The 22,919-nt window shown below is 40.4% G+C and carries 17 protein-coding genes and 1 pseudogene; 7 read left to right on the forward strand and 11 right to left on the reverse strand.

What is annotated here, in order from left to right:
* Window positions 1–51: 51 nt before the first annotated feature.
* From NA23_RS02590 to NA23_RS02635, 10 genes are all read right to left on the reverse strand, one after another.
* A complete protein-coding gene (locus tag NA23_RS02590) occupies window positions 52–2,163 on the reverse strand; it encodes a cell division protein FtsA (protein WP_033192451.1) in 2,112 nt (703 codons plus the stop codon).
* 33 nt (window positions 2,164–2,196) lie between these two features.
* Window positions 2,197–4,629, reverse strand: a complete 2,433-nt coding sequence (locus NA23_RS02595; RefSeq protein WP_084384022.1) for an endonuclease MutS2 — start codon at window positions 4,627–4,629, stop codon at window positions 2,197–2,199.
* A 34-nt stretch (window positions 4,630–4,663) separates the two neighbouring features.
* Window positions 4,664–5,836: a vWA domain-containing protein gene (locus tag NA23_RS02600; RefSeq protein ID WP_033191215.1), complete on the reverse strand. Its 1,173-nt coding sequence runs from the start codon at window positions 5,834–5,836 to the stop codon at window positions 4,664–4,666.
* Window positions 5,837–5,865: 29 nt separating this feature from the next.
* Window positions 5,866–6,519 (reverse strand): hypothetical protein, encoded by a 654-nt coding sequence (locus NA23_RS02605; protein WP_033191214.1) that lies wholly within the window; start codon window positions 6,517–6,519, stop codon window positions 5,866–5,868.
* A 207-nt stretch (window positions 6,520–6,726) separates the two neighbouring features.
* On the reverse strand, window positions 6,727–7,473 hold the full coding sequence (locus tag NA23_RS02610; RefSeq protein ID WP_033191213.1) for an undecaprenyl-diphosphate phosphatase: 747 nt from the start codon (window positions 7,471–7,473) through the stop codon (window positions 6,727–6,729).
* A 20-nt stretch (window positions 7,474–7,493) separates the two neighbouring features.
* Window positions 7,494–7,955 (reverse strand): YaaR family protein, encoded by a 462-nt coding sequence (locus NA23_RS02615; RefSeq protein ID WP_033191212.1) that lies wholly within the window; start codon window positions 7,953–7,955, stop codon window positions 7,494–7,496.
* 50 nt (window positions 7,956–8,005) lie between these two features.
* Entirely contained in the window at window positions 8,006–8,812 is an 807-nt protein-coding gene (locus NA23_RS02620; RefSeq protein WP_033191211.1) for an Mrp/NBP35 family ATP-binding protein, read from the reverse strand.
* A gap of 39 nt (window positions 8,813–8,851) precedes the next feature.
* Window positions 8,852–9,877 carry a galactose-1-phosphate uridylyltransferase gene (gene galT, locus NA23_RS02625; RefSeq protein WP_033191210.1) on the reverse strand — a complete coding sequence of 342 codons (1,026 nt, stop codon included), beginning with the start codon at window positions 9,875–9,877 and terminating at the stop codon, window positions 8,852–8,854.
* 24 nt (window positions 9,878–9,901) lie between these two features.
* Window positions 9,902–11,356, reverse strand: coding sequence for a glycogen synthase (locus tag NA23_RS02630; protein WP_033191209.1), 1,455 nt, complete (start codon window positions 11,354–11,356; stop codon window positions 9,902–9,904).
* Window positions 11,357–11,361: 5 nt separating this feature from the next.
* Window positions 11,362–12,000, reverse strand: coding sequence for an MBL fold metallo-hydrolase (locus tag NA23_RS02635; RefSeq protein WP_033191208.1), 639 nt, complete (start codon window positions 11,998–12,000; stop codon window positions 11,362–11,364).
* Window positions 12,001–12,239: 239 nt separating this feature from the next.
* Here NA23_RS02635 and NA23_RS10690 point away from each other — a divergent pair.
* The 7 genes and pseudogenes from NA23_RS10690 (at window position 12,240) to NA23_RS02675 (ending at window position 21,465) form a co-directional block, all read left to right on the forward strand.
* Window positions 12,240–13,377: pseudogene (locus NA23_RS10690) on the forward strand (IS110 family RNA-guided transposase).
* A 289-nt stretch (window positions 13,378–13,666) separates the two neighbouring features.
* Window positions 13,667–13,828, forward strand: coding sequence for a rubredoxin (gene rd / locus NA23_RS02650; RefSeq protein WP_033191207.1), 162 nt, complete (start codon window positions 13,667–13,669; stop codon window positions 13,826–13,828).
* Between the two features lie 126 nt (window positions 13,829–13,954).
* On the forward strand, window positions 13,955–15,373 hold the full coding sequence (gene gltX / locus NA23_RS02655) for a glutamate--tRNA ligase (RefSeq protein WP_033191206.1): 1,419 nt from the start codon (window positions 13,955–13,957) through the stop codon (window positions 15,371–15,373).
* A 40-nt stretch (window positions 15,374–15,413) separates the two neighbouring features.
* A complete protein-coding gene (gene cysS / locus NA23_RS02660; RefSeq protein WP_033191205.1) occupies window positions 15,414–16,853 on the forward strand; it encodes a cysteine--tRNA ligase in 1,440 nt (479 codons plus the stop codon).
* Between the two features lie 2 nt (window positions 16,854–16,855).
* Window positions 16,856–18,574, forward strand: a complete 1,719-nt coding sequence (locus NA23_RS02665; RefSeq protein ID WP_033191204.1) for a proline--tRNA ligase — start codon at window positions 16,856–16,858, stop codon at window positions 18,572–18,574.
* A 114-nt stretch (window positions 18,575–18,688) separates the two neighbouring features.
* Window positions 18,689–20,104: an RtcB family protein gene (locus tag NA23_RS02670; protein WP_033191203.1), complete on the forward strand. Its 1,416-nt coding sequence runs from the start codon at window positions 18,689–18,691 to the stop codon at window positions 20,102–20,104.
* A complete protein-coding gene (locus NA23_RS02675) occupies window positions 20,101–21,465 on the forward strand; it encodes an MFS transporter (protein ID WP_052107083.1) in 1,365 nt (454 codons plus the stop codon). Before NA23_RS02670 ends, NA23_RS02675 begins: the two co-directional genes overlap by 4 nt.
* 63 nt (window positions 21,466–21,528) lie before the next feature.
* Here the strand turns inward: NA23_RS02675 and NA23_RS02680 are convergent, their stop codons facing one another.
* Window positions 21,529–22,716, reverse strand: a complete 1,188-nt coding sequence (locus NA23_RS02680) for a type III PLP-dependent enzyme (protein WP_033191202.1) — start codon at window positions 22,714–22,716, stop codon at window positions 21,529–21,531.
* Between the last annotated feature and the right edge of the window lie 203 nt (window positions 22,717–22,919).

Genomic DNA, 22,919 nt, shown 5'->3' on the forward strand with positions numbered 1-22,919 from the left:
CGCGTTGTAAGGCAACAGTTTTTGAAAAAGTTCAGCGGTTTTTCGCTTACGTTAAGAACTTTCATTTTCCCTCTCTGCAGTTTCAATTGTCTCATATTCGAACGTTATTTCGTCTCCGCTGTTTAGTACGTCTGTAAAACCAACTTTTTCACCATTCTTGAGTAACGTATATCTTCTGACTTTTCTTGGATCGAAATCGAACAGTTTTAAGACGTCTGCAACGATAAAGTTCTGTTCTTCGGGGATTTGCGTTCTTATCTTGTCCCCGTCTTTGATCTCATAATCTGGTGTGACAAGCTGATCGTTGACCCAGACTAAAAACCCATCTTTTGTTAAAACCGTTGGTTGTCCGTTTACTTTTATAACAATGCTTATTTTTTCCATTTCTGGAAGGTCTCGTATCCTCGGATAGTTCAGTACAAGTGCGTACCGAAGTTCTTCTCCCGGTTCAACAGTGTTTTCGTCTCTCAGTTCCATGTCATCCTTAAAAATTTTTACTTCTCCAGCTTCTGCTTCTTTGTACACACCGTTTATGGAGTACTCAATCTTTATTAAATCTTGCGCTAAGAACTCCCTTATTTCTCGGACTTTTATCTTTTCATAAGTTATGCTATCGCCATCTTGAAGTTCAACGTTTTGGAAAACTTCCTTGCCGTTCAATTTTACTCTTGGATAGTATTCAATGACTTGCTCTGTTTCAATCGAACGAAGGTATATAGGTTTCACCATGTCGTACAAACTTGGCTTTGCATCTTCGCCATCGGTAGCCTCCCCAACTTCTATGACATCACCGTGTTTCACAGTATCACGCAATGAAGCGGGGATTCCGTTGATTTTAACGCTGGCAGGTGTTGGCATTTTACCTTTTACAACTACCGGAGTACCGTTTATTTCAATCACAACAGACTTCCCTGGTTTTCCAAGCAGGGCATGGATGTCTTTACCCATTTGTGCCAAAACTTCCCAAACGGTATATGTACCTTTGAATCCTATAAGCTGAACCCTTTCGCCATTTACAGTTACATGTTCAAAGACGCTACCAGTTTTTGTCAATGCTGTGTATCCAATTCCCAGAGGTGTTATGAATTCACTCCCAAAAATTTGACCTGTTTCGTCGATGAAATCCAAGTTCTTCGCCATCTTCAGCGAGACAAATTCTTCATCCATTTCGAGGTGTTTGGCTAAATGATGTGCAAATATCGGTATCTTCGCACCACCACCAACTATCATTACCACTTGTGGCTTTCCCCCGTTGAGCTCAACTATTTCATCTGCAATCTGTTTGGTCATGTAATCTACAATTGGTTCAATTGCTTTCAGCACGTCTGCCCGTCTTATCTCCTTCTCTTTGTCGAGGATGTTCTTAACCTTCAATATCTCGCTTGATTCGAGATTGCGCTTCACAAACTCAGCTGTTGAGAAGTCGAGCAAAAACGTCTTAGTTATGGCCTCTGTGATTTCGTCACCGGCTAACGGAACCATTCCATAAGCTATAATTGTTCCGTCTTTTGATATAGCGATATCGCTCGTTCCTGCTCCGACATCGACAAGTGCGATGTTCAGTATCCTCAAATCTTCAGGCACGGTTATGTTCACTGCAGCAATGGGTTCGAGTGTGAGATGAGTAATTGTCAAACTGACCTTCTTCAATACTGAGAGCATCGCTTCGACTACATGACTAGGCAAAAATGTAGCGACTACTTTTACACTCGCTTGATTACCTTTTAACCCTTCTATCTTTTTAAACCACATGCCGTCGAGTTCGTATTTAACTACTGAGTAACCAACACAGTACATGCTGGGTTCGACATTCTCCATCGTGTTTGCAACAGCCTCAAGTTCCAATTTCGTTACAACATCCGAAGTGATTTCACCAACTTCACTGACATCTGCGGATGCTTCCCCAAAGTACGTTTTCAAAAATCTGCCAGCAAGTGCGACCGCTACTTTGTCAAGTTTCACATTGTTTCTATTTTCCAATTCACTTTTTACAATGCTTACAGCCCTTGCAACCTTTTCAACATCGTGGATTTGACCATCGAGCATGGCTCTATGCTCATGTTCTCTCAGTATCACATCATGTACTATCATTTTTCCATTTTCGTCCATGTCAACAAGTAATCCTGCAATTTTTCTTGTCCCGATATCTAACGCAAAGATCAAGATTTCACCCCCGTTTACTTCTTTGCTTAGCACTCATAATTCGATAACGGTTACACCTACTCCGCCTTCATCTGGTCTGCCAAATCGGTAGTTCTTAATGCGTCTGTCATGCCGTAGATGGTTCCATATTCCGGTTGCAAGCTTTCCTGTACCTTTTCCATGGATTATGTAACCTATTGTAAAGTCGGACATGAGGAGCTGATCTATGAATTCATCAATCTTTTCAACAGCCTCTTCTACTGTCATACCTCGAACGTCTATTTCATTCTTCGTTAGGCCAGAAGAGTAAACTTTTGCCGGGATCTTTGGTACCTGTGTCTGGTGCTTCGTACTTTCAGAATTTAAAACATTCGGTAGCGTGATCTTTTTGAGCTTTTCGGGTTTCACTTCCAGCTTTATTCCATTAAAGTCCACAATCACTTTTGAACCTTTGATATCTACCACCTTTCCGATAGCAGTGCCATCAACAAGTGTTACGGAATCGCCTATTCCAATGCTCTTTTCTTCTTCTGAAAGAGCAGTTTCATAGAAGACTTTTTCAAGCTTTTCTTGGACCTCTTCGATATGCTTTACTTCTCCTTCAATCTCTTTCAACCTTTTTTTGATGAGTTGTTCACTTTCGGTGTTCTTGCTTTGTAGTGTGATTTGTAAGTCTCTTTTTGCCTTCTGAATGTCTTTGTAAACTTCTCGGAGTTCTTTGTCAAACTCCTCCATCTTCTTTATCTTCAAGAGCTTGTATTTCTCCTCAAATTCGCGTTTTTGCTTTTGATAGTCGCGCAAAGTGTTTTCGAGTTCTCGTTTTCTCTGCTCGAGTTCGCTTATATGTTTGTTCAAATTTTTTATCAATTCCTCTATCCTTACGTGTTCCTCATCGAGATGCTCTTTTGCCCTTTCCAAGATTCTGCTGTCCAAACCATACTTTTGTGCAATCTCAAATGCATGTGACGCACCGGGAATGTTCATAAGGATTCTGTATTTTGGTGATAGCGTTTCTGGGTCGAATTCCATCGAAGCTGTGATAAGTTTGTCGTGACTCATCGAATATAGTTTAACTGGAGTTAAATGTGTAGTAACGATGAACTTAACACGTCTTGCAATAAGTTCTTCGATTATACCAAGTGCTATGGCACTCCCTTCGTATGGATCCGTTCCAGAACCGAGTTCGTCAATGAGGACTATAGAATTCTCATCAGCTAATCTCAATGCCTTTGCGATATTTACGATATGGCCAGAAAACGTACTCAAATTTTCCAAGATACTTTGACTGTCACCTATGTCAACGTAGACATCGTAATTTGGAATTCGAGAGCTTTCACCCGCCAGAATGGGGAAGCCACTGCGCGCTAGAACTATTGATAACGCTATAGTTTTGAGTGATACAGTCTTTCCACCTGTATTTGGACCTGTTATCACTATACCGAGTTTGTCTGTTGGAAGTTCAATGTCGATTGGCACTACTTTATCTTCCGGTATAAGCGGATGTCTTGCCTTTGAGAGTTTTAGGTAATTTCCACCAGGAAAGATTATCTGTCCACCTTTCTCAATGACGTATCGCACCTTTGCAAATAACCCGTCTAGCCTTTTTAGAATCTCGATATCACCAAGAAGCGACTGAAGCCTGTCAAACACTTTTGATGTCAGTTCTCTGAGAATTCTTGCGACTTCTTTTGCCTCCTCTTCGGACAGTATCCTCAGCTTGTCGTTGAGCTGTATTAACTCTTCGGGTTCAAAATACAAAGTGGAACCAGAAGAAGAGCTTCCGTGAACAATTCCTTTCAGTTTCCCACGTTCGTTAGCCTTTACTGGCAGTACGTACCTGTCGTTTTTGATAGTGTAAGTATTCTCCTGAAGCAGGTTTTGATGCTGCGAGATGAACCTTTCAACACGTTTTCGTATTTCTCGCAATGTTTCAGAGTATTCGTTCCTGATGTTTTTTAAAAGTAAAGAGGCGCTGTCTTTTACCTTCCCATTATCGTCTATGACTTGTCTTATCCTATCTATAATCTCATCGTAGTTACCTATTTTTAGGACGAAGTTTACCACGGAGTTTTGCAGGTTAAATAATCTTTGGTTTTTGAACATTTCCCTCAAGGATTTAACACCAATGAGAAATCTTAGTAGTAATAGGAATTCTTCTCCTTCTACCAAAAGACCATCTGCGATTTTTTGCAAGATGGGTCTAACGTCGATGAAAGCATCAGATGTAGGATAACCGTTTGCCCTTACAAAATCACAGAGCTCTGAAACATATGACAACTCCTGCTGAGCATCGATGTTGTACGGAGATAATGATTCCAGGTATTCTTTACCAAGCGCAGAAAAGCAATAGGTTTTGTATTTGTTCAAAACAAGGTCGTATTCTATCTTATTCTTTAAGAATCCGAAGTATTCTATCTTTTCATGCTCCTTTTCGTTGAGACTTTTATCGTCCAAAGCTTTATCAAAGTTCCTGCCAAATTCTTCCATTTTGCTTCCTCCTGATGATTCTCTCAGATTTTGTTTAATCGATTATATACACGCTTCCGTATATTCGTTTTGCGTCGATATAAAAATCGGGATTGTGCTTTTTGCTCAAAACGAAAAGGACCCTCCTACTGACTTTCGGCAAATCAACGTATCCATCTGTGAATATTATTATGCCTTCGCTTCTAAATAGATTCTCAGCCATATCTACAGCTGGCTGGAGGTCTGTTTCGCCTCCACCGTAAATCTCAAAGTCCTTCCATCCGCCAGGTTTGTAGTCACCAACGAACGTTACGGACTTATCGACTTGTATAACCTTTAAAGAAACTTCTTGTCTTGCTATAGCATCTAATTCGCTCATAAAGGAATTAATTTCCTCCTCAAGGATGCTCCCACTTGTGTCTATGATAACGCAAAGCTTAGGGGTATATATGTACCTCCAACCAGGCTGGTCGTCATATCGCCTGTTGGGTCTTAACGGTGTGGAATACTTATCCCCTCTTTGTGAAAGCCCGACAAACCTTCTAATCGCTACTTCCCAATTAACTACTGGTTTTCTTATTGACAGCTCGATGTTTTGTTTCATTCCGGATGGCAATTCCCCGCCAAAAAGGTTGAACGCTTTTCCAACCTTTTGTTCCATCAATTCAACAACCATTTCAATCGGTACATCACTTGTAAATTCATGGTTATCTGGCAGTTTGTCAGCGATTGCCTCGATATCAAAATTTCCACGTTTCATGAATTCTTCAATTATGTAATCATGATATTCCTCAGCCGTTCTATTGAGCATAGTCATAGGCGGACCTGCAAATATGATATCGTTATCTGTTCCATGACCTTCCTCAATTAGAACGTTTAACGGGACGCTGAGTGCATCGAGTTGTGGTATGAATTGATTAATTGCAACGTCTTTTGCAAGGTCCCATACAGCCTTGTCGCGCTTATCCTTGGGTTTAATTAAGTAATGCCTATTAATAAAGTGCATTAGCTCGTGCAAGATCAGTCCTTCAATCATCACTTCGCTTTTTGTTGCTATGCTAACTGGATTGTAGATAAACAACAGGTCCCCGTTTCTTGTAACGGTCATTGTTAAGTTTTTTACGTTACCTTCTTTGTATTTAGCCCCCATCAGAATGTATCCATAAAACGCGTTTTGTTTTATAAGTTTGCCGATAATCTCGTTAATTTTTCCTTCTCCACTTGTCAATTCAAAAGCCCCCAAAACATCTAATTGTTTCAAAATCGGATTTTCAATTTTGCTTCAACGTAAGCTGAGTTCTCACCTGTTATAAACGAAGCCCTGTAAGAAAGCCAGCAAAGTGAAGCGAAGTAACCAAAAGAAATCGAGAAAGACGGTTGGATGTAAGAGACCTTGATGTTCAAAGCGGAGCGGAAGATATCGTCGGTATAGACTGTTGGGATGTTCACACTGAACGCTGGGTCGTAGAAAAGATAAAAGGCAGAATAATACGCCGATATAGCAAAGTCAATATTCTCGAAACGTATGGACGTTGCAATACCGATATTGAACCTACCAGTTTCAGTTGCTTCATCTGTTTGCACAATTCTGGTTGACAGTTCCAAAGGTATAGAGACACTTATTTTTTCAACGTTGAAATCTGGACTCAGCCGCATAAAATACGTCGACCTAATAAAATCGTACCCTCCGAATGCTGAGAGGAAGATGGTGTTGGTCTCATCCAAAGGTAGTTTGAAACCGACCTCACTATAGGGAAAACCAAGCAAATAATTAATGGAATCGAAAGAACCGGATATCCCCATCCCATCTCTCGTACTGAAGTAAAAGCTTGCACTGAAACTTAAGATACTAATCGCTGTGATGAGAAAGACAACCAATTTCGATCTGAGAAGAACAAATCTCAAAGACACAAAAGTTCCCTCCCAGTTCTAATTGTTTTAAATTTGCAACTCCACAAAGATGATTATACCACAGACTGAAAGTTCATACACACAAAGAATTCGACAACCACCACAATCTTATTCCCAATTTTCAAAAAGAAAAATCCCAGGTTTTTTTTACTCCCTGGGATTACGTTTCTTCAGAATTGGTAGGACTTGATTAAGAGTAATCAATTCTCACCTGACAAAAAAGCTGAGCAGTGCGGGTATAATAAGGTACATAGAAAAGAACTTTAGGTGCGCTGATATGGTTAGTTGTCTAACAACGATTAAAGCAACCAGACCTGCAACAAATGAGCCTCCGAACCCAGCCAATACACCTGCCGAGAAAGCAATATCTTTGAGTTCGAAAATTCCTGCTGCAAGTGTGACTGGTAAGCTTAATAAGAAAGAAAATCTAAAGGCATCAGTTCGGTTCATTCCGACCAAAAGTGCACCTATCAATGTAAAACCACTTCGAGATATCCCAGGTAATATGGCAATCGCTTGGAAAACTCCTACTATCAATGCGTCAAGGTAAGAAATATCGCTCAGTGACTTTTTTCCAGCTAGCGAGTCAGACAACCATAATGCTGCCGCTGTGACTAGAAAAAATACACCAATTAAAGCTTGAGAAGATAACACTTCCTCGATTTTCTTTTCAAAAAACACACCTACAAGGCCTGCTGGTATGGATGCAACGATGATTTTAAGTGCAAGACTCCACATTGTCGTGTCGAGCTTGATTAAGCCGGTTATAATACTCCACACATCTTCCCACAAGAGTATCAGAACTACCAAGAAAGTTGCCAAGTGAAGAAAAGCAAATAAGGAAAGATTCTGCGATAGTCCGAAAAACTTCGAGAATAAACTCAGGTGCCCTGAACTCGACACCGGAAGAAATTCCGTCAATCCTTGAACGATCCCGAGCAAGAACTCTTTCATTAAATTCTCTCCTTTCAATTCTACTTGTACAAATCAAAGATGATGCCGTTGATCTCTCCTACTTTTTCCGCAAGCTTAAGTGTGTTCTTTTCAGCCTCGATTAGTAAGTTCGTAAGTTGTTCTAATCTTTCGTCGATTTGTTCCGCTATTATGTGTAGCCTTGGCTGAGAAAGTGCGTAATCGTACTTACCAGCTAATTTGTATAAGTTCTTCTCGACATACTTCAAAACGTTTTTGATTTTTTCTTTGTACCTTTTAAGATTCTCTGATGTTGGAGACCTCACGAAATCATTTCCTGCTTCTACAACATCACTTATCATTTCTTCTATGGTCTTTCTAATTGCCTCATTTTCTGCTTCTTCAAAAACACCTAAAAATGAGCTCTTCTCACTCGAGCCTATGTGTTCTTTCTTACTTGTTTTCTTACCTTTTACAGAGGAACTCTTAAATTTTGGATCGTTCGACGGTGGTTCTATGCGCATTATTTATACCACCTTTATGTCTTAAAATTTGATTTTGGAGTTCTCTTTCACTATTTTTCGACAGCTTTCGCTACATTTTCGGCGAGTTCTCTAAATGCCTTTTCCACTTCACTTCCTCTGTAGTAAAGTGTTATTGGTTTTCCTTCGTCAAGTAGTTCGAGTGCCTTGGGGTCCATTGGAATCCTCCCAAGCACAGGCACTCCATATTCTTGGGACAACGTATCAGCACCGCCTTTTCCGAATGGATAGACGATTTCATCTTTACATCTCATGTACGACATATTTTCGACGATTCCTAATACTTTCTGATTCATTGCTCTTACAAATTCTATCGCTCTTCTGACATCGTCGAGCGCAACTTTTTGTGGTGTTGTTACCATTAACACCCCATCAGTTTGACCTATCGTTTGGAAAAGGCTAAGAGCTTCGTCACCAGTTCCCGGTGGTAGATCGAAGATCATGAAATCAAGTTCTCCCCACTTTGTATCGCCAAGAAATTGTTTAATTGCAGAATGTTTAAGCGGGCCTCTCCAAATTATAGGTTTACCCTCCTCAACCATCATGGAAATGGATAAAGCTTTCAAATTTGGTAGCACTTCTGCGGGTATTATCTTATCGTCTTCATCAACCAATGGAACAGCATTCCCACCGAGCATGCGGACTATGTCAGGACCATGTATATCAACATCAAGAATCCCAACTTTGTAACCACTTTCTGCAAGTGCTGTTGCCAGATTCACAGCAACAGTGGTTTTTCCAACTCCTCCTTTTCCACTCAACACAGCAATAAAGTGTTTGACGTTCTCTTTAAGCTCTGAAATCTTTTGATCCGGGTTCAAACTGAAATTTGTGCCCATTTGTTATCCTCCTTTTTCTCCTTTTACACTTAATGTTTTTCACTCTGATTTTGTTTTTTCAATTACCTCTTGATAGCTTTCTACCAAATATTTCGCCGCATCTTCTGGTGGTACAGGGTTGATGTAAAATCCAGAACCCCATTCAAAACCAGCAACACGTGTTAGGCGAGGAATGATTTCGACATGCCAATGGTAGTAAACTTTCCCTTCTTCCATAACTGGTGCGGTATGGATTAAGAAGTTATAAGGTGGATTGTTTAATACGACATAGATCCTATGAAGAACATTTTTCATTATTTGTGCGAATGCTCTAACTTCTTCCGGGTTTATTGAACCAAAATCGTGAGAGTGCCTTTTTGGAAGTACCCAAGTTTCGAACGGAAATCTTGCGGCATATGGTTCAAAAGCTATGAAGTGTTCATTCTCTTCAACTATACGTCTTCCCTCAATTTTTTCTTGGTTTATCATATCGCAGAAGACACATCTTTCTTTGTAGGAGTAGTAATCCTTTGCTCCGTCAAGCTCTTCTTGAACGGTCTTTGGCACAACAGGTGTGGCTATGATCTGGCTGTGCGGATGGGCAAGAGATGCACCACCTTCTTTTCCGTGGTTTCTGAAGATGAGAATGTATTTGACCCTTTCATCTTTCGCGATAGTTCTGAACCTTGTGACGTAAGCCCATATGACTTCCTCAGCTTGTTTGTAGTCAAGTAATGCGAATGTCGCGTTGTGGTCAGGAGTTTCAACAATGACCTCGTGATAACCAAAGCCCGTCATCGCATCGTACATCCCGTGCCCATACCTATCAACTGGCAGCTCGGGGTCTACAGCTGGGAACTTATTTGGCACGACCCTTACCCACCATCCAGGTGTATTGGGTTGTGTATCTGCAGGTCGGAACGCTATGATCTCTGGCGGTGTTGTATGTTCATTTCCGTAGTCAAAAGGACAAAAACCCGTTTTCACTTCCTCTGGCGTTACTTGAAAATCGTGAGGCCTTTTTGCACGTTCAGTAGAAATAATAACCCACCTTTTTACAACTGGGTCTTTTCTGTATTCAGGCATAAAGATTCCTCCCCAAGTTTTTTATTACTGAACTTTTGATTTTGCACGTTGGTAAAGTTTCACATATTCCTTTGCTGATTTGTCCCAGCTCAAATCCGTTGTCATGGCATTTCTAATCAACGTAATCCAGTGTTCTTTTTCGTTGTAGTAATACAAAGCCTTAGCTATTGCTTTTAATAGATATGCAGGGTCGTAAGGCTCAAATCCGAATCCGTTCCCATCTTTAGTCTGTGGGTCGTACTCTTTTACCGTATCAGCTAATCCTCCCGTGTACCTAACTATCGGTATTGTTCCGTATCTAAGGCTGTACATTTGTCCGAGACCACAGGGTTCGTATCTTGAAGGCATTAGGAACATGTCCGCACCAGCATAAATCCTTTGAGCAAGTACAATGTCGAATTTAAGATTTATGGAATACTTTTCCGGGTACTTTTCTCCAAGGCTTTTGAACATCTCTTCGTACTTCTCGTCACCAGTGCCAAGAAGAACAAATTGCATATCAAATAAAGAAACGTAATCCATTACCTCAGCCATTATATCGAGCCCTTTTTGGTCAACGAGCCTATTTATCATACCAATCATTGGAACATCTCTCTCTGGCAATCCAAGTTCACGTTGAAGCATTCTCTTGTTTTCTCTCTTCTTTTCAACAGTTTCCAGGTTGTAATTTACGTATATCCTCTTGTCAGTTTCTGGATTGTATTCTTCGTAGTCAATACCATTCAAGATACCGTACAAGTCTGCAGACCTTACACGCAACACACCATCAAGCTTCTCACCGTATTCCTTTGCCTGAATTTCACGTGCGTACGTAGGACTTACTGTGTTTATAACGTCCGCAAAAAGAATACCACCTTTTAGGAAATTGATATTACCGTAGAACTCTATTCCATCGATGCTAAAAAGATAGTCAGGTAGACCTGCGAATTTCATGTACGACGGTTCAAAAATGCCTTGGTATCCCAGGTTGTGAATAGTTAGAACAGAAGCTATTTTTGAAAGCTTTTCATCGTTCTTGTATACGGATTTGAGATAAACAGGTATTAGTGCAGTTTGCCAGTCGTTGACATGAATTACATCGTAATTAAAGTCCAGTTTTTTTATAGATTCAAGGACTGCATCTGAGAAGAATATTGCCTGCTCTGCCAAATCCGGTCCTTCGTAGACTTCGTTAGCGCTGAAGTAATAGCGATTGGAGATTAGGAAAACGTTCACGTTCCTGCTTCCAGGAAGTGTTGTTTTGTAGATATCAAATTTTTCTTCTGTGAGCAGTTGAGGAACAGGGATAGCTTCGGAAACTTTCTCAATCGTATACCCGAATTTTGGAGCATTCTCATCAACCTTCTTATGGTAAGGCATGAAGATGTCAACCGTCAAACCTTGCCTTTCTATGTATTTAGGCAAAGCTCCAACAACATCTGCAAGTCCTCCGACCTTCGCGAATGGATAAACTTCGTAAGAAACCATAGCAATTCTCATAATTCTCACCCCCTGAAGTAATCGCTGCTTTTTACGTACTCATCATGCGTAAAGACTATATAATCACACTTCCGACCGATAGTATTGATAAATCGAGCACAATCGTCATTCCTCAGCCATCTTATTATATCATAAAACTCTACACGATTCATAACTATGTCTCCGGTGTACAGAATTCTTCCCAAATTTTCTGTATCGATAGTAAATGAACAGTGTTCTTTTGCGTGCCAAGGGGTGTGAAATACGTGGATTTTTCCATCAAATAATTTCACTCCCGCGTCGATCTCCACCACATTTTTCCAAGAGTTTATAATTTCAAGATAGAGCTTACTCTTGATGAGGCCGAACTTATTGTACGGTTTTGATTTGTATGCGGCATGGATGTAAATTGTCGCATTTGTGAAAAGTTTCGTTGCATAAGCATGGTCTAAGTGGAGATGTGTTAACAAGATGTCTGTCACGTCTTCTAAACTGATATTGTGGCTCTCAAAATACTCTTCCAAAAAGCCAAAAGAGACATAGTCACCCGGATCGATAAGAATTATACGTTCATTGTACTTCAGCAGAACCGGTGTTGAGTAAGCTACTTCGACGCTTTTGGGGACTCTTATGCTCCCACCGTAATTTATAATCTCTGCAATCATTACTATTCCCTCCTCGTATAATAAGTTCGGTAAAAATTAAAATTGGTCTTTGAAAATTGAATGCATATTTTTTAACACCTCTGGTAAAATAGTTTCAGGTTGCCCCTCCTTGAGACTTTGTTCTCTTAAATAAGATTGCCTAACTAGAGTACAGCTTTTTACTTGCCGGAAAATGTTTTGCCTCGTTTTCTTATGTACCGCGAGGTTGTAAGGCTGTACTCAATCCGGAGGTGATTCCTTTGGCTATTTTAGCTATTGATGTCTCAAAGAACTATCTTTCTTTCTTTTCTGATTTCATCGGTAGTGGGACTGTTGAGAACTCTCCTCAAGGTATTGTTGAACTTTTTAACAAAGCTTTTGCTTCTTCTTCCGATTTTTCTCTTGTCCTTGAATCAACTGGTGTTTTTTCTTTTAATGTCGCTAACTTCTTCTTTCAAAACAACGTACCTGTCTTTTGGGTTAAAACTGATAACATTAAGCTCTATCGCAAAATTCTCAATCGTCCTAAAACTGACAAAATCGATGCTGAACTTATTTTCTCTATCGCTTCTAAATTTCCTGAGTCTTTAGTCCCTTTTGTCAATAACTCATATATCATCTCTGAGCTTCGTAATCTCACCAGACTTTATTTAAAGTTCAACGAAGATATCGCTCGATTGAAACTTAGGCGTTTCTCTTTATTTCCCTAAACTTGACTTTAAACTAAATAAGACTTTCGAATGCCTGCTTAAAGATTATACAATCGAAGAAATCGCAAACATGCCAATTGAAGAGTTATTTGAATATATTGCGAAAATTTCCAGACACAATGTCTCTTCACAAGTCTTAGCAGAAAAACTCCAAACTCTTGCTAAAGATGCCTTGAGGTTGTCTGTTAATCCTTCAAACACTCTGAGAATATCTATTGTTTCCACTATCGATTTGATACAGCACTATGAAAAACAAATCGAACTAGTAAAGAAAGAAATAAGTAAATTACTTAAAGTAATTTCGAACACACTAACAACAGTCAAAGGGATAGGAGAAATAACTGCAGCTGGAATTATAGCCGAAATAGGAGACATCAATCGTTTCGAAAAAGCCTCAGCGTTAGCATCATACGCAGGGCTTGTATGGACAATCAATCAAAGTGGAAATTACAAATCAGAAAACAACCAACTAACGAAAAAAGGGAACAAGTATCTAAGAACATACCTAGTAATGGCAGCGAACGGAGTAAAGACATACGATCCTGTATACAAAGAATATTATCGCAAAAAGTACGCAGAAGCAACAACACACAAACACATGAGAGCGCTAATATTAACTGCAAGGAAATTAGTAAATTTAGTGTATTATTTACTAAAGAACAACGTACCGTATGTACCGATGAAATAGGTAAAAAGAACGAAATCAAGTATGTGAAGAATGAAAGTGAAATATTAAGTTATTGAAAGTCAAAGTGTTGACTAGGTTTTTTATTTTTCTATTTTTTCTCCTCTTGACTTATTACCGGAAATCTTGAAATTTGTGACACGTTTCTGTGTTTTGCTGGCGATGGTCTTAGGCATAGTTTATTTTAGCACTTAACTGGGTAATTAACAACGCTCTTGCAAAATATTGGTTGAAAATCTTGGTCTTCTTGTGGTATAATACTTCTACCAAGCAACTGAATGGAGGTGGAAATATGAAGTACAGATGCACCGTTTGTGGCTACATTTACGATCCAGAGGTTGGAGATCCAGATTCTGGAATAGCACCAGGTACACCATTTGAGAATCTTCCAGATGATTGGACATGCCCGGTCTGTGGAGTAAGCAAGGATATGTTTGAACCTCTTGAAGAGTAAAACTTTTTGAGGGAAAAAGGGACAAATTGCTACAAATTCTTTCTAATTTTTAAAGTTCAGAATTCGGGGGGCATGCCCCCCGATTTATGTATAGATTAAACTAAAACTTGATTCGGAGGGATAAAAATGGCAGGTGACGGCCAGGTAAGAGTGAGATTTGCGCCAAGTCCAACGGGATATCTTCACGTTGGTGGTGCAAGAACCGCTTTGTTCAACTACCTTTTTGCGCGTAAGGCAGGTGGAAAGTTTATTCTAAGAATCGAAGACACTGATGTTGAAAGGTCTGAGAAGATTTTCGAAGAGCAATTAATCAATGCATTGCGATGGCTTGGTTTGGATTGGGACGAAGGTCCTGATATCGGTGGTCCGTACGGCCCCTACAGGCAAAGTGAGAGAACAGAGCTTTACCATCACTATGCCCAAGAATTAATAAAACAGGGAAAAGCCTACGAAGTTTACGCTTATCCTGAGGAAATAGAGCAGCTGCGCGAAAAACTACTTGCCGAAGGTAAAGCGCCACACTACACACGCGAAATGCTCGAGCCATATAACACATCGGAAAGGAAGAAAGAATACGAGGAGAAAGGATTAATGCCTGCGATATATTTCTCTATGCCAAGAAAAGACTACGTGATAAACGATGTGGTAAAAGGTGAAGTTGTTTTTAAAGCGGGTAGTGTTGGGGATTTTGCACTGCTAAGAAGCAACGGGATGCCGACTTACAACTACGCGTGCGTTATAGATGATGGTCTCATGAAAATTACGCACGTGCTTAGGGGCGATGACCATCTGTCTAACACAGTTAAACAAGTTGCACTTTACGAGGCCCTTGGTTGGCCTGTCCCCGTGTTTGGACATGTATCTATGATTCTCGGACCGGATGGAAGCAAACTCAGTAAACGCCATGGTGCCACATCTGTAGAAGAGTTCAAAGCAAGAGGTTACTTACCAGAAGCTCTGGTTAATTTCTTGGCACTACTAGGCTGGTCGCATCCAGAAGGTAAAGAGATACTCACCAAGGAAGAACTTATAAACAGCTTTTCTTTGGAACGACTAGTTAAGAATCCGGCAATCTTTAACCCAGAAAAACTGAGATGGATGAACTCCGAACACATTAGAATGAAAGACCCTAAGGAACTTGTAAAGATTGCCAAAAGCTTCATCAACAGGGAAGTGGATGATGCTTATTTGGAAAAGATTTTATCAGCTGTAAAGGACAGAATCGAAGAACTTTCGCAGCTTCCAGAACTTACTGATTTCTTCTTTGAACGACCCACAACATTACCTGAGAAGACTACCGAAGCAATTGAAACGTATAAGGTCTTACTTGATGAACTGCAGAAAGTGGAAAACTGGAGTAAAGAGAATATTTACGCTGCCTTCAAGACGGCGATGAAAGGTGCTAAATTGAAAGGTAAAGACTTCTACATGACGCTCAGGCTTATTCTAACAGGTAAGCACGAAGGTCCAGAATTGATAGACATTCTTGAAATACTTGGAAAAGAAGAAGTCTTAGCACGCATTGAAAACTTTCTGAAAGTTTGATTTTTCTGGAAAATCGTTTAAGAAGAGTGGTGAATAGCGCATGAGCAAAGTTTATATCACGGATACTTTAACAAAAGAAAAAGTTCCACTCGAACCAATTGAACCTGGTATTGTGAAGATGTACGTGTGTGGTCCTACCGTTTACAACTATATCCACATCGGAAACGCCCGTCCGATGGTTGTTTTCGATGCATTCAGAAGGTTCCTTGAATTCATAGGATACAAAGTCGTGATGGTCCAAAACTTCACGGACATAGATGATAAGATAATAAACGAAGCGAAAGAATGGGGTGTTGATTGGAAGACAGTTGCCGATACGTTCATCGCGGAGTATTTCCACGATGCACATCTGCTGGGAGTACGGGCTGCCAATTTCCATCCCAGAACTACAGATTTTGTAGATGATATTGTAAATGCCGTTCAAAAGATAATAAAGAATGGTTATGGGTACGTCGCTGCGAATGGTGATGTGTATTTCAGCGTAAGGAAGCTTGCAGACTATGGCAAGCTATCTGGAAAAAATCCGGATGATCTAAGAGCTGGCGCAAGAGTTGATGTGAACGAATTAAAGCGTGATCCGATTGATTTTGTCCTTTGGAAATCGGCTAAACCCGGTGAACCGACATGGCAGAGTCCTTGGTGCGCGGGTAGGCCAGGATGGCATATCGAATGTTCCGTGATGTCTCAAAAATTATTAGGCGACATGTTCGATATACACGGTGGTGGCGAAGATCTCATATTCCCACATCATGAAGATGAAATAGCTCAGAGTGAAGCTCTAACCGGAAAGCCTCCCGCAAAATACTGGATGCACAATGGAATGATTATAGTTCGTGGTGACAAAATGAGCAAGTCACTTGGGAATACCTTCTTGTTACGAGAAGCGGTGAGAAGATATGGAAAAGACGGTGTAAAGCTCTTCTTGTTGTCGAAACACTACAGATCGCCAATTGAATTTTCTGACGACTTACTCGACGATAATTCAAAAGCGGCGCTCAGAGTGCATGCTGCATTAAACAGGTTTAGAGAGAAATATCCATACCCACTTGTCCCAAAAGAAGATGAGGAAATGAAGGGAATGATTCAAAGGTTTACAGAAGCTTTGTCAGATGACTTCAATACTCCTGTCGCACTCTCGGTAATCTTCGATGCACTTCGCGAGTTGAACAAATCAATGGACAGTGGAAATGATGAAAGAGCGTTGAAGATGTATCACCTTATCAAGAGAGTTTTTGGACCTATTCTTGGAATTTTCGATACGGAATCTCCAAAGAAATCGGAAAGTTCAGCTGTTTCAACGAACTTAGATGTTCTGATAAAATCATTGATCGAAGTGCGGAATGAATTTAGGAAAGCAAAACAGTTCGAATTAGCCGATAAGATCAGGAATGTTTTATCCGAATCCGGTGTGAAATTGTTCGATACACCAGAAGGCACAAAATACGAAATCATCGAGCAAGAAAGAAAAATGGAGGGATAGAAATGAAGTATAGTCAACTTTACGCACCAACGCTAAAGGAGGCACCAGCTGATTCTGAAGTTCCCAGTCAGGAGTTACTAATAAGAGGGGGATTCATAAGGAAAATCGCGGCAGGAGTTTACACTTACCTACCACTTGGCAGGCGAGTGCTCCTTAAAATCGAAAGGATTGTCAGAGAGGAAATGGACAGAATAGGTGCTAATGAAATACTAATGCCAATAATTCAACCCGCTGAACTTTGGAAACAATCTGGCAGGTGGGATGACTATGGCCCAGAGATGATGAAACTCAGAGACCGACACGACAGAGAATTTACACTGGGACCAACCCACGAGGAACTAGTCACGTTCCTTATTCAAAACGAGCTCAACAGCTACAAACAATTACCAATGACACTCTATCAGATTGCAAACAAATACCGTGATGAGATTCGCCCAAGATTTGGAGTGTTAAGAGCCCGGGAGTTCATCATGAAAGATGGTTACAGTTTCCATGATAGCTGGGAATCCTTGCACGAAACGTACAAAGCTCACAGACAGGCGTATTCTAACATAATGGAGCGCTTAGGTCTCAAATACGCTATTGTGGAAGCTTCATCGGGAGCTATTGGTGGTAGTGAGAGCCACGAGTTCGTAGCTTTTGCCGACACCGGAGAGAGTAACATACTGTACTGTGACTGTGGATATTCGGGGAACGACGAACGCGTTCCATACGTTGGCGAAGTTGTTTATGAAAGTGAAGAAGAAAAACCTATCGAAAAGACTTACACACCAAACGTAAAGACAGTGGAGGATGTTGCAAATTTCCTCAACGTTCCCGTGAGAAAGATTGTCAAAACACTTATCTACAAGGGTAGAAATGGTTACTTTATGGCACTTGTTCCTGGAGACAGGGAACTTAATGAAGAGAAATTGAAAGCTTTTGTTAACGACCAGTCGTTAGTGTTTGCCACACCTGAAGAGATACTCAAAGACTTTGGAGTGCCCATTGGATTCTTAGGTCCTGTTGGTGTCAAAGGTATCAGAATAATAGCTGATACTCAAGTCAAAGGCATGAAAAATTTCGTGGTTGGTGGTATGGAAAAAGATTATCACTATGTCAATGTGAACGTTGGAAGAGACTTTGTTCCGGATGAATGGACAGACCTTGTTGTTGCCCGTGAAGGTGATCCTTGTCCAGTGTGTAGCAAACCATTGAAAATGGAGAAAGGTATTGAACTTGGCCATATCTTCAAACTGGGAACGAAATATTCAGAAGCGATGGGATCAAAATACATGGATAGAGATGGTCAATTGAAACCGTTTATAATGGGATGCTACGGCTGGGGTATCTCAAGAACAATGGGAGCTATAGTAGAACAACTCCATGACGAAAAAGGAATTATCTGGCCACTTTCAGTTGCCCCATTCACAACAATTATTACACCTGTCAGCAATAACGAAAATCTAATGAAATTCGCAACAGAACTGTATGAATTCCTGCTTCTAAAAGGCGAAGAGGTACTCTTTGACGACCGAAATGTTTCACCGGGTGTTAAGTTCAGCGATGCCGATTTGATAGGTATCCCATTCAGAATCACGATAGGTAAGACGCTAAATGAAGGATTTGTTGAGATTAAATGGAGGACAGGGTATCAACTTAGAGTAGAAGCAGACTTTGAAAAGATATACGAAGCTTTGAATGTTTCAAAAGAGAAATACAACCCACATGAAAGAGTATAAATAACATGCAAACCACCCAAGACGTAACGTCGCGGGTGGTTTGCTTTAAAATCTCTGTACGGATGTTTTTGTAACTTGGTTTTGAGGTGTTCACCTTCAAAAGGAGGTGAGTTTATGTCTGTAACAGGAGCTGAAAAAGAAGGAAAATATGTTTATAGGATCAAGAAAACAGGCAGTATGCGTGTTGACGCGATTATCCTTGCTGATTACGAGACGATAGACGAAGAAGCTATCGAACAACTCAAGAATGTCGCAACATTACCGGGGATTGTTAAAGCAGCATATGCAATGCCAGATATACACTGGGGTTACGGATTCCCCATAGGTGGTGTGGCAGCATTTGATGCAGAAGATGGTGTAATAAGTCCGGGTGGCGTTGGATTCGATATAAACTGCGGTGTTAGAATGCTAGTCGTAGATGGTGACTCAGATATTGTGAAAAGAAATTTGGAGACTCTTATCAAACGCATTTACGAGAATGTACCAGTCGGAGTTGGGGAAACGAGCGATTTGAGGTTTTCGAAGAATGATTTTAAGAAAATCGTTGAACAGGGTGCCAAAAAGGTTGTCGAAATGGGTTACGGAACAGCAGAAGATTTGTTACGAATAGAAGATGGTGGAACGCTAGAGAACGCCGATTTTTCTGACGTAAGCGAAGAAGCGTTTGACAGAGGCAAAGACGAACTCGGAACTCTTGGTGCAGGAAACCACTTCATTGAAATCCAGCAAGTTGAAGAAGTATACGACGAAGAAATAGCAACTGTGTTCGGTATTAAGAAGGGAGATATAACAATACTCATACACACAGGTAGCAGAGGATTTGGTCACCAGATAGCCACGGATTACATAAAATACATGAGGGATAATCTAAAAGAACATAACAAAAATCTTCCAGATAAGCAACTTATCAATGCGCCTTTTAAGAGCGAGTGGGGACAAGCTTACTACAGTGCGATGAACTGCGCTGCAAATTACGCGTTCGTTAATAGGCAAATTATTACACATTTGATTAGAAAAGCATTCAAAAGTGTTGTGGGAATGAATGTGAGGCTTGTCTACGATGTTGCGCACAACATTGCAAAGGTTGAGGAATACGAAATTGATGGAAAAAGAAGAAAGCTTATCGTTCACAGAAAGGGTGCAACACGAGCTTTTGGACCAGGCAATCCTGCACTTGCAGATATATTCAAAAAGACTGGTCAACCTGTCATTATCCCCGGTAGTATGGGAACAGCTTCGTACATATTGGTTGGTACAAAAAAGGCTGAAGAAATGACATTTGGCTCCACTGCCCACGGAGCTGGTAGAGCGCTTGGAAGAAGGGAAGCGACGAGGGAACTGACGGTGAACCATGTTATGCGAGAACTCGAATCAAAAGGTGTTAAAATAATGGCAAAGTCCAAAAAGGGCATAGTTGAAGAGGCTCCTGAGGCGTACAAGAATGTTGACAAAGTTGTTCAAATTGTTGATGAACTCGGAATATCACTAAAAGTAGCCAAGTGTATTCCACTTGGAGTGGTTAAAGGATGAGTACAGAAGGTGCAAGACTGAGATTGCACAAGAATAAGAACGAACTATTTCTAACACTTGAAGGTGTTTTCTCTTCGTTTTATCTGGTTTTGACTCAAACCGCGATATTTACGGCGATAGCCATATACTTTGGGCTCAACGAAGTTTGGTTGGGACTTGCGGCATCTTTTCCTATGGCTTTCCAAGTATTCCAGCTTTTTGCACCAGCTGTAATTGAAAAAATTCCGAGCAAGAAGATACTTCTCGGATTCTTCAATTCCGGACGATTCTTTTGGTTGGTGCTCCTTCCGTTCCTATTCGTTCAGCAGAGGTCTCCAAAACTGTTCATAATTATCTTCGCTCTGAGCCAGATTTTTGCGGCTTTCGCAGGTAACATTTGGGTTAGTATGATTTCTGACATGATACCTGAAGAGCGAAGAGGAAAATACCTAGGTTTAAGGAATTTCTTCGTCTCACTTGCAACGTTATTGATATTTTACATGTTCTCGGTAATAAACGATAATGTTAAAATTCCCTTCAACTTTCTTTTGATAATTACCACAGCAATGCTCGGAAGTTTTGTATCATTATTGACACTTATACCCCTCAAGGAAAGAAGAAGTAGCAAAACAGGTACAGTTAACGATTTAAAACTAGTACTTGCGGATAAGAACTTCATGAGGTTATCCAAAGCGTATTTTGCTTGGAACTTTGTTGTTCTTATGGCAGCACCTTTTTTCCCTTACCACCAACTTCATAATCTTAAATTGCCTATGACTTACATTAGTTACGTTTCTATAGCAGCTTCGGTGTTATCTATGATTTTTTACACCATTTGGGGAAAACTTTCAGATGAATTCGGCCATAAGAGTGTTTTAATCGCAGGGTTATCTATCGTTTCAATTACTCCAGCCATTTGGATCTTGATGAACGAAAAAGATTGGATTTTGGCGATGACTTTAGATGCAATACTGTCAGGTGTAGGTTGGGCTGCTGTGAATCTTGCGTTTATAACACTTCCAATGGAAACGGCTTCTTCAAACTCGCCAATGTATTTCGCAGTCTTTTCTGCACTCGGTGGACTAGGTGGTATGATAGGTTCAATTGTTGGAGGACCTATAGCAAGATTTTTCAATTCATTCGATTTCTATGCGGGAAGCTTTCACATTTACGGACTTCAAATCTTTTTCATAATAGAAAGCGTTTTGAGATACTCTGTAATTCCTCTTTTTGCAAAGATTTCGAGTAGAAAGTACGTTTCTTTGCCAACGTTGTTTACGAACGTTCTTTCTGTTTTGTCTGGTAGGCACGTTGTCAGAATCCAAGAAGGTAACCGCTCAGAAGTCATTATAGGCAGGAGAAGAGTAAATCGTTGGTGGTAAAAACTAAGGGCTGGGAAATCCCAGCCCTATTTCAAAAATTTTTGTATCTAACGTCCTGAGAATTTATTCCTTGGATTCTTCGCTTTTGATCTCCACTACTTCTGGAATTCCTTCTTCTGTTTCTTCATCATCGGACAAAATACCTTTCACGAAAACTATCCCTGGCGAAGCGATTCCGTTGAAATTCGTTCCGTACTCGGTGGTATAAGCACCAGCTGTGTGGAAGTAAACAATATCACCAAGTGTTGTACTCTTCGGCAGTTGGGCATCGTAGTACATTACATCAACGCTATCACACGTAGGACCAGCTAGTACAAAAGTATCGAGTTCTTCATCTTCTTTTCCATCAACCGTTATTCTGTATCGGATGTTTTGAATTGTTTCTGTCAAACCATGAAATACACCAGCATCAAGATACAACCAGTTTTCGTCTCCTTTTTTGCTTCGGAGAATCACTTTTGTGATCATAACACCAGCATTACCCACCATAGACCTTCCAGGTTCCACTATAACGGTTATGTTATCACCTAAGTATTCTTCAACAGCTTCATTTATAACATTCGCGATTTGTTTAACGGTTGGTATATCCCTAACGTATTTGACTGGCATTCCACCGCCCGTGTTGATCATGGACATATTAACTCCAAATTCTTTTGCTTCTTCAAAAACAACGGAAGCTTCTCTTATAGCCGTTCTCCAATTCTCTGGATTGTAGTTTTGTGAACCAACGTGGAAGCTCAATCCAATGGGATTTAATCCCAGCGTTTTTGCGTACTTCACAAGTTCAATTGCATGGCTCACACTTGTTCCAAACTTTCTTGTAAGTGGCCAGTCAGCATCATCTTCCATGCCGTTGGTGCTTATTCTAACATATATATCAGAACCGGGAGCAACCATTGCTATCTTTTCTATCTCCATTTCGGAATCCACTGCAAACATCCTGATACCGTTGTCGTATGCGAATTTTATATCTTCTATCTTCTTAATAGTGTTACCAAAACTCATTCTGTACGGTTCCACACCAAGTGAAAGCAGTTTCTCAATTTCTCCTCTTGATGCGACGTCGAAATAGCTTCCTAGGTCTCTAAGAAGTTTTACGATTTCGATGTGAGAATTCGCTTTAACCGCATAATAAACCTTACAATTCTTTATGTTCTCAATTAGGTTCATATAGTTCTGCCTGATCACATTCAAGTCCATTACCAGGACTGGTGTTCCGTAAGCTTCCGCGATTTGTCTAAGTTTTTCCATCTCTTCCTATACCTCCTCGTATAATAAGTTCGGTAAAAATTAAAATTGGTCTTTGAAAATTGAATGCATATTTTTTAACACCTCTGGTAAAATAGTTTCAGGTTGCCCCTCCTTGAGACTTTGTTCTCTTAAATAAGATTGCCTAACTAGAGTACAGCTTTTTACTTGCCGGAAAATGTTTTGCCTCGTTTTCTTATGTACCG

Source organism: Fervidobacterium islandicum (genome assembly GCF_000767275.3).
In the GTDB taxonomy this organism is placed as follows: domain Bacteria; phylum Thermotogota; class Thermotogae; order Thermotogales; family Fervidobacteriaceae; genus Fervidobacterium; species Fervidobacterium islandicum.

Excerpts from the sequence above, each read along its gene's own strand:
- NA23_RS02595 (WP_084384022.1), bottom strand. The coding sequence starts at position 4,629 with ATGGAAGAATTTGGCAGGAACTTTGATAAAGCTTTGGACGATAAAAGT.
- NA23_RS02610 (WP_033191213.1), bottom strand. The coding sequence starts at position 7,473 with ATGAAAGAGTTCTTGCTCGGGATCGTTCAAGGATTGACGGAATTTCTT.
- NA23_RS02615 (WP_033191212.1), bottom strand. The coding sequence starts at position 7,955 with ATGCGCATAGAACCACCGTCGAACGATCCAAAATTTAAGAGTTCCTCT.
- NA23_RS02620 (WP_033191211.1), bottom strand. The coding sequence starts at position 8,812 with ATGGGCACAAATTTCAGTTTGAACCCGGATCAAAAGATTTCAGAGCTT.
- galT (WP_033191210.1), bottom strand. The coding sequence starts at position 9,877 with ATGCCTGAATACAGAAAAGACCCAGTTGTAAAAAGGTGGGTTATTATT.
- NA23_RS02630 (WP_033191209.1), bottom strand. The coding sequence starts at position 11,356 with ATGAGAATTGCTATGGTTTCTTACGAAGTTTATCCATTCGCGAAGGTC.
- NA23_RS02635 (WP_033191208.1), bottom strand. The coding sequence starts at position 12,000 with ATGATTGCAGAGATTATAAATTACGGTGGGAGCATAAGAGTCCCCAAA.
- rd (WP_033191207.1), top strand. The coding sequence starts at position 13,667 with ATGAAGTACAGATGCACCGTTTGTGGCTACATTTACGATCCAGAGGTT.
- gltX (WP_033191206.1), top strand. The coding sequence starts at position 13,955 with ATGGCAGGTGACGGCCAGGTAAGAGTGAGATTTGCGCCAAGTCCAACG.
- cysS (WP_033191205.1), top strand. The coding sequence starts at position 15,414 with ATGAGCAAAGTTTATATCACGGATACTTTAACAAAAGAAAAAGTTCCA.
- NA23_RS02665 (WP_033191204.1), top strand. The coding sequence starts at position 16,856 with ATGAAGTATAGTCAACTTTACGCACCAACGCTAAAGGAGGCACCAGCT.
- NA23_RS02670 (WP_033191203.1), top strand. The coding sequence starts at position 18,689 with ATGTCTGTAACAGGAGCTGAAAAAGAAGGAAAATATGTTTATAGGATC.
- NA23_RS02675 (WP_052107083.1), top strand. The coding sequence starts at position 20,101 with ATGAGTACAGAAGGTGCAAGACTGAGATTGCACAAGAATAAGAACGAA.
- NA23_RS02680 (WP_033191202.1), bottom strand. The coding sequence starts at position 22,716 with ATGGAAAAACTTAGACAAATCGCGGAAGCTTACGGAACACCAGTCCTG.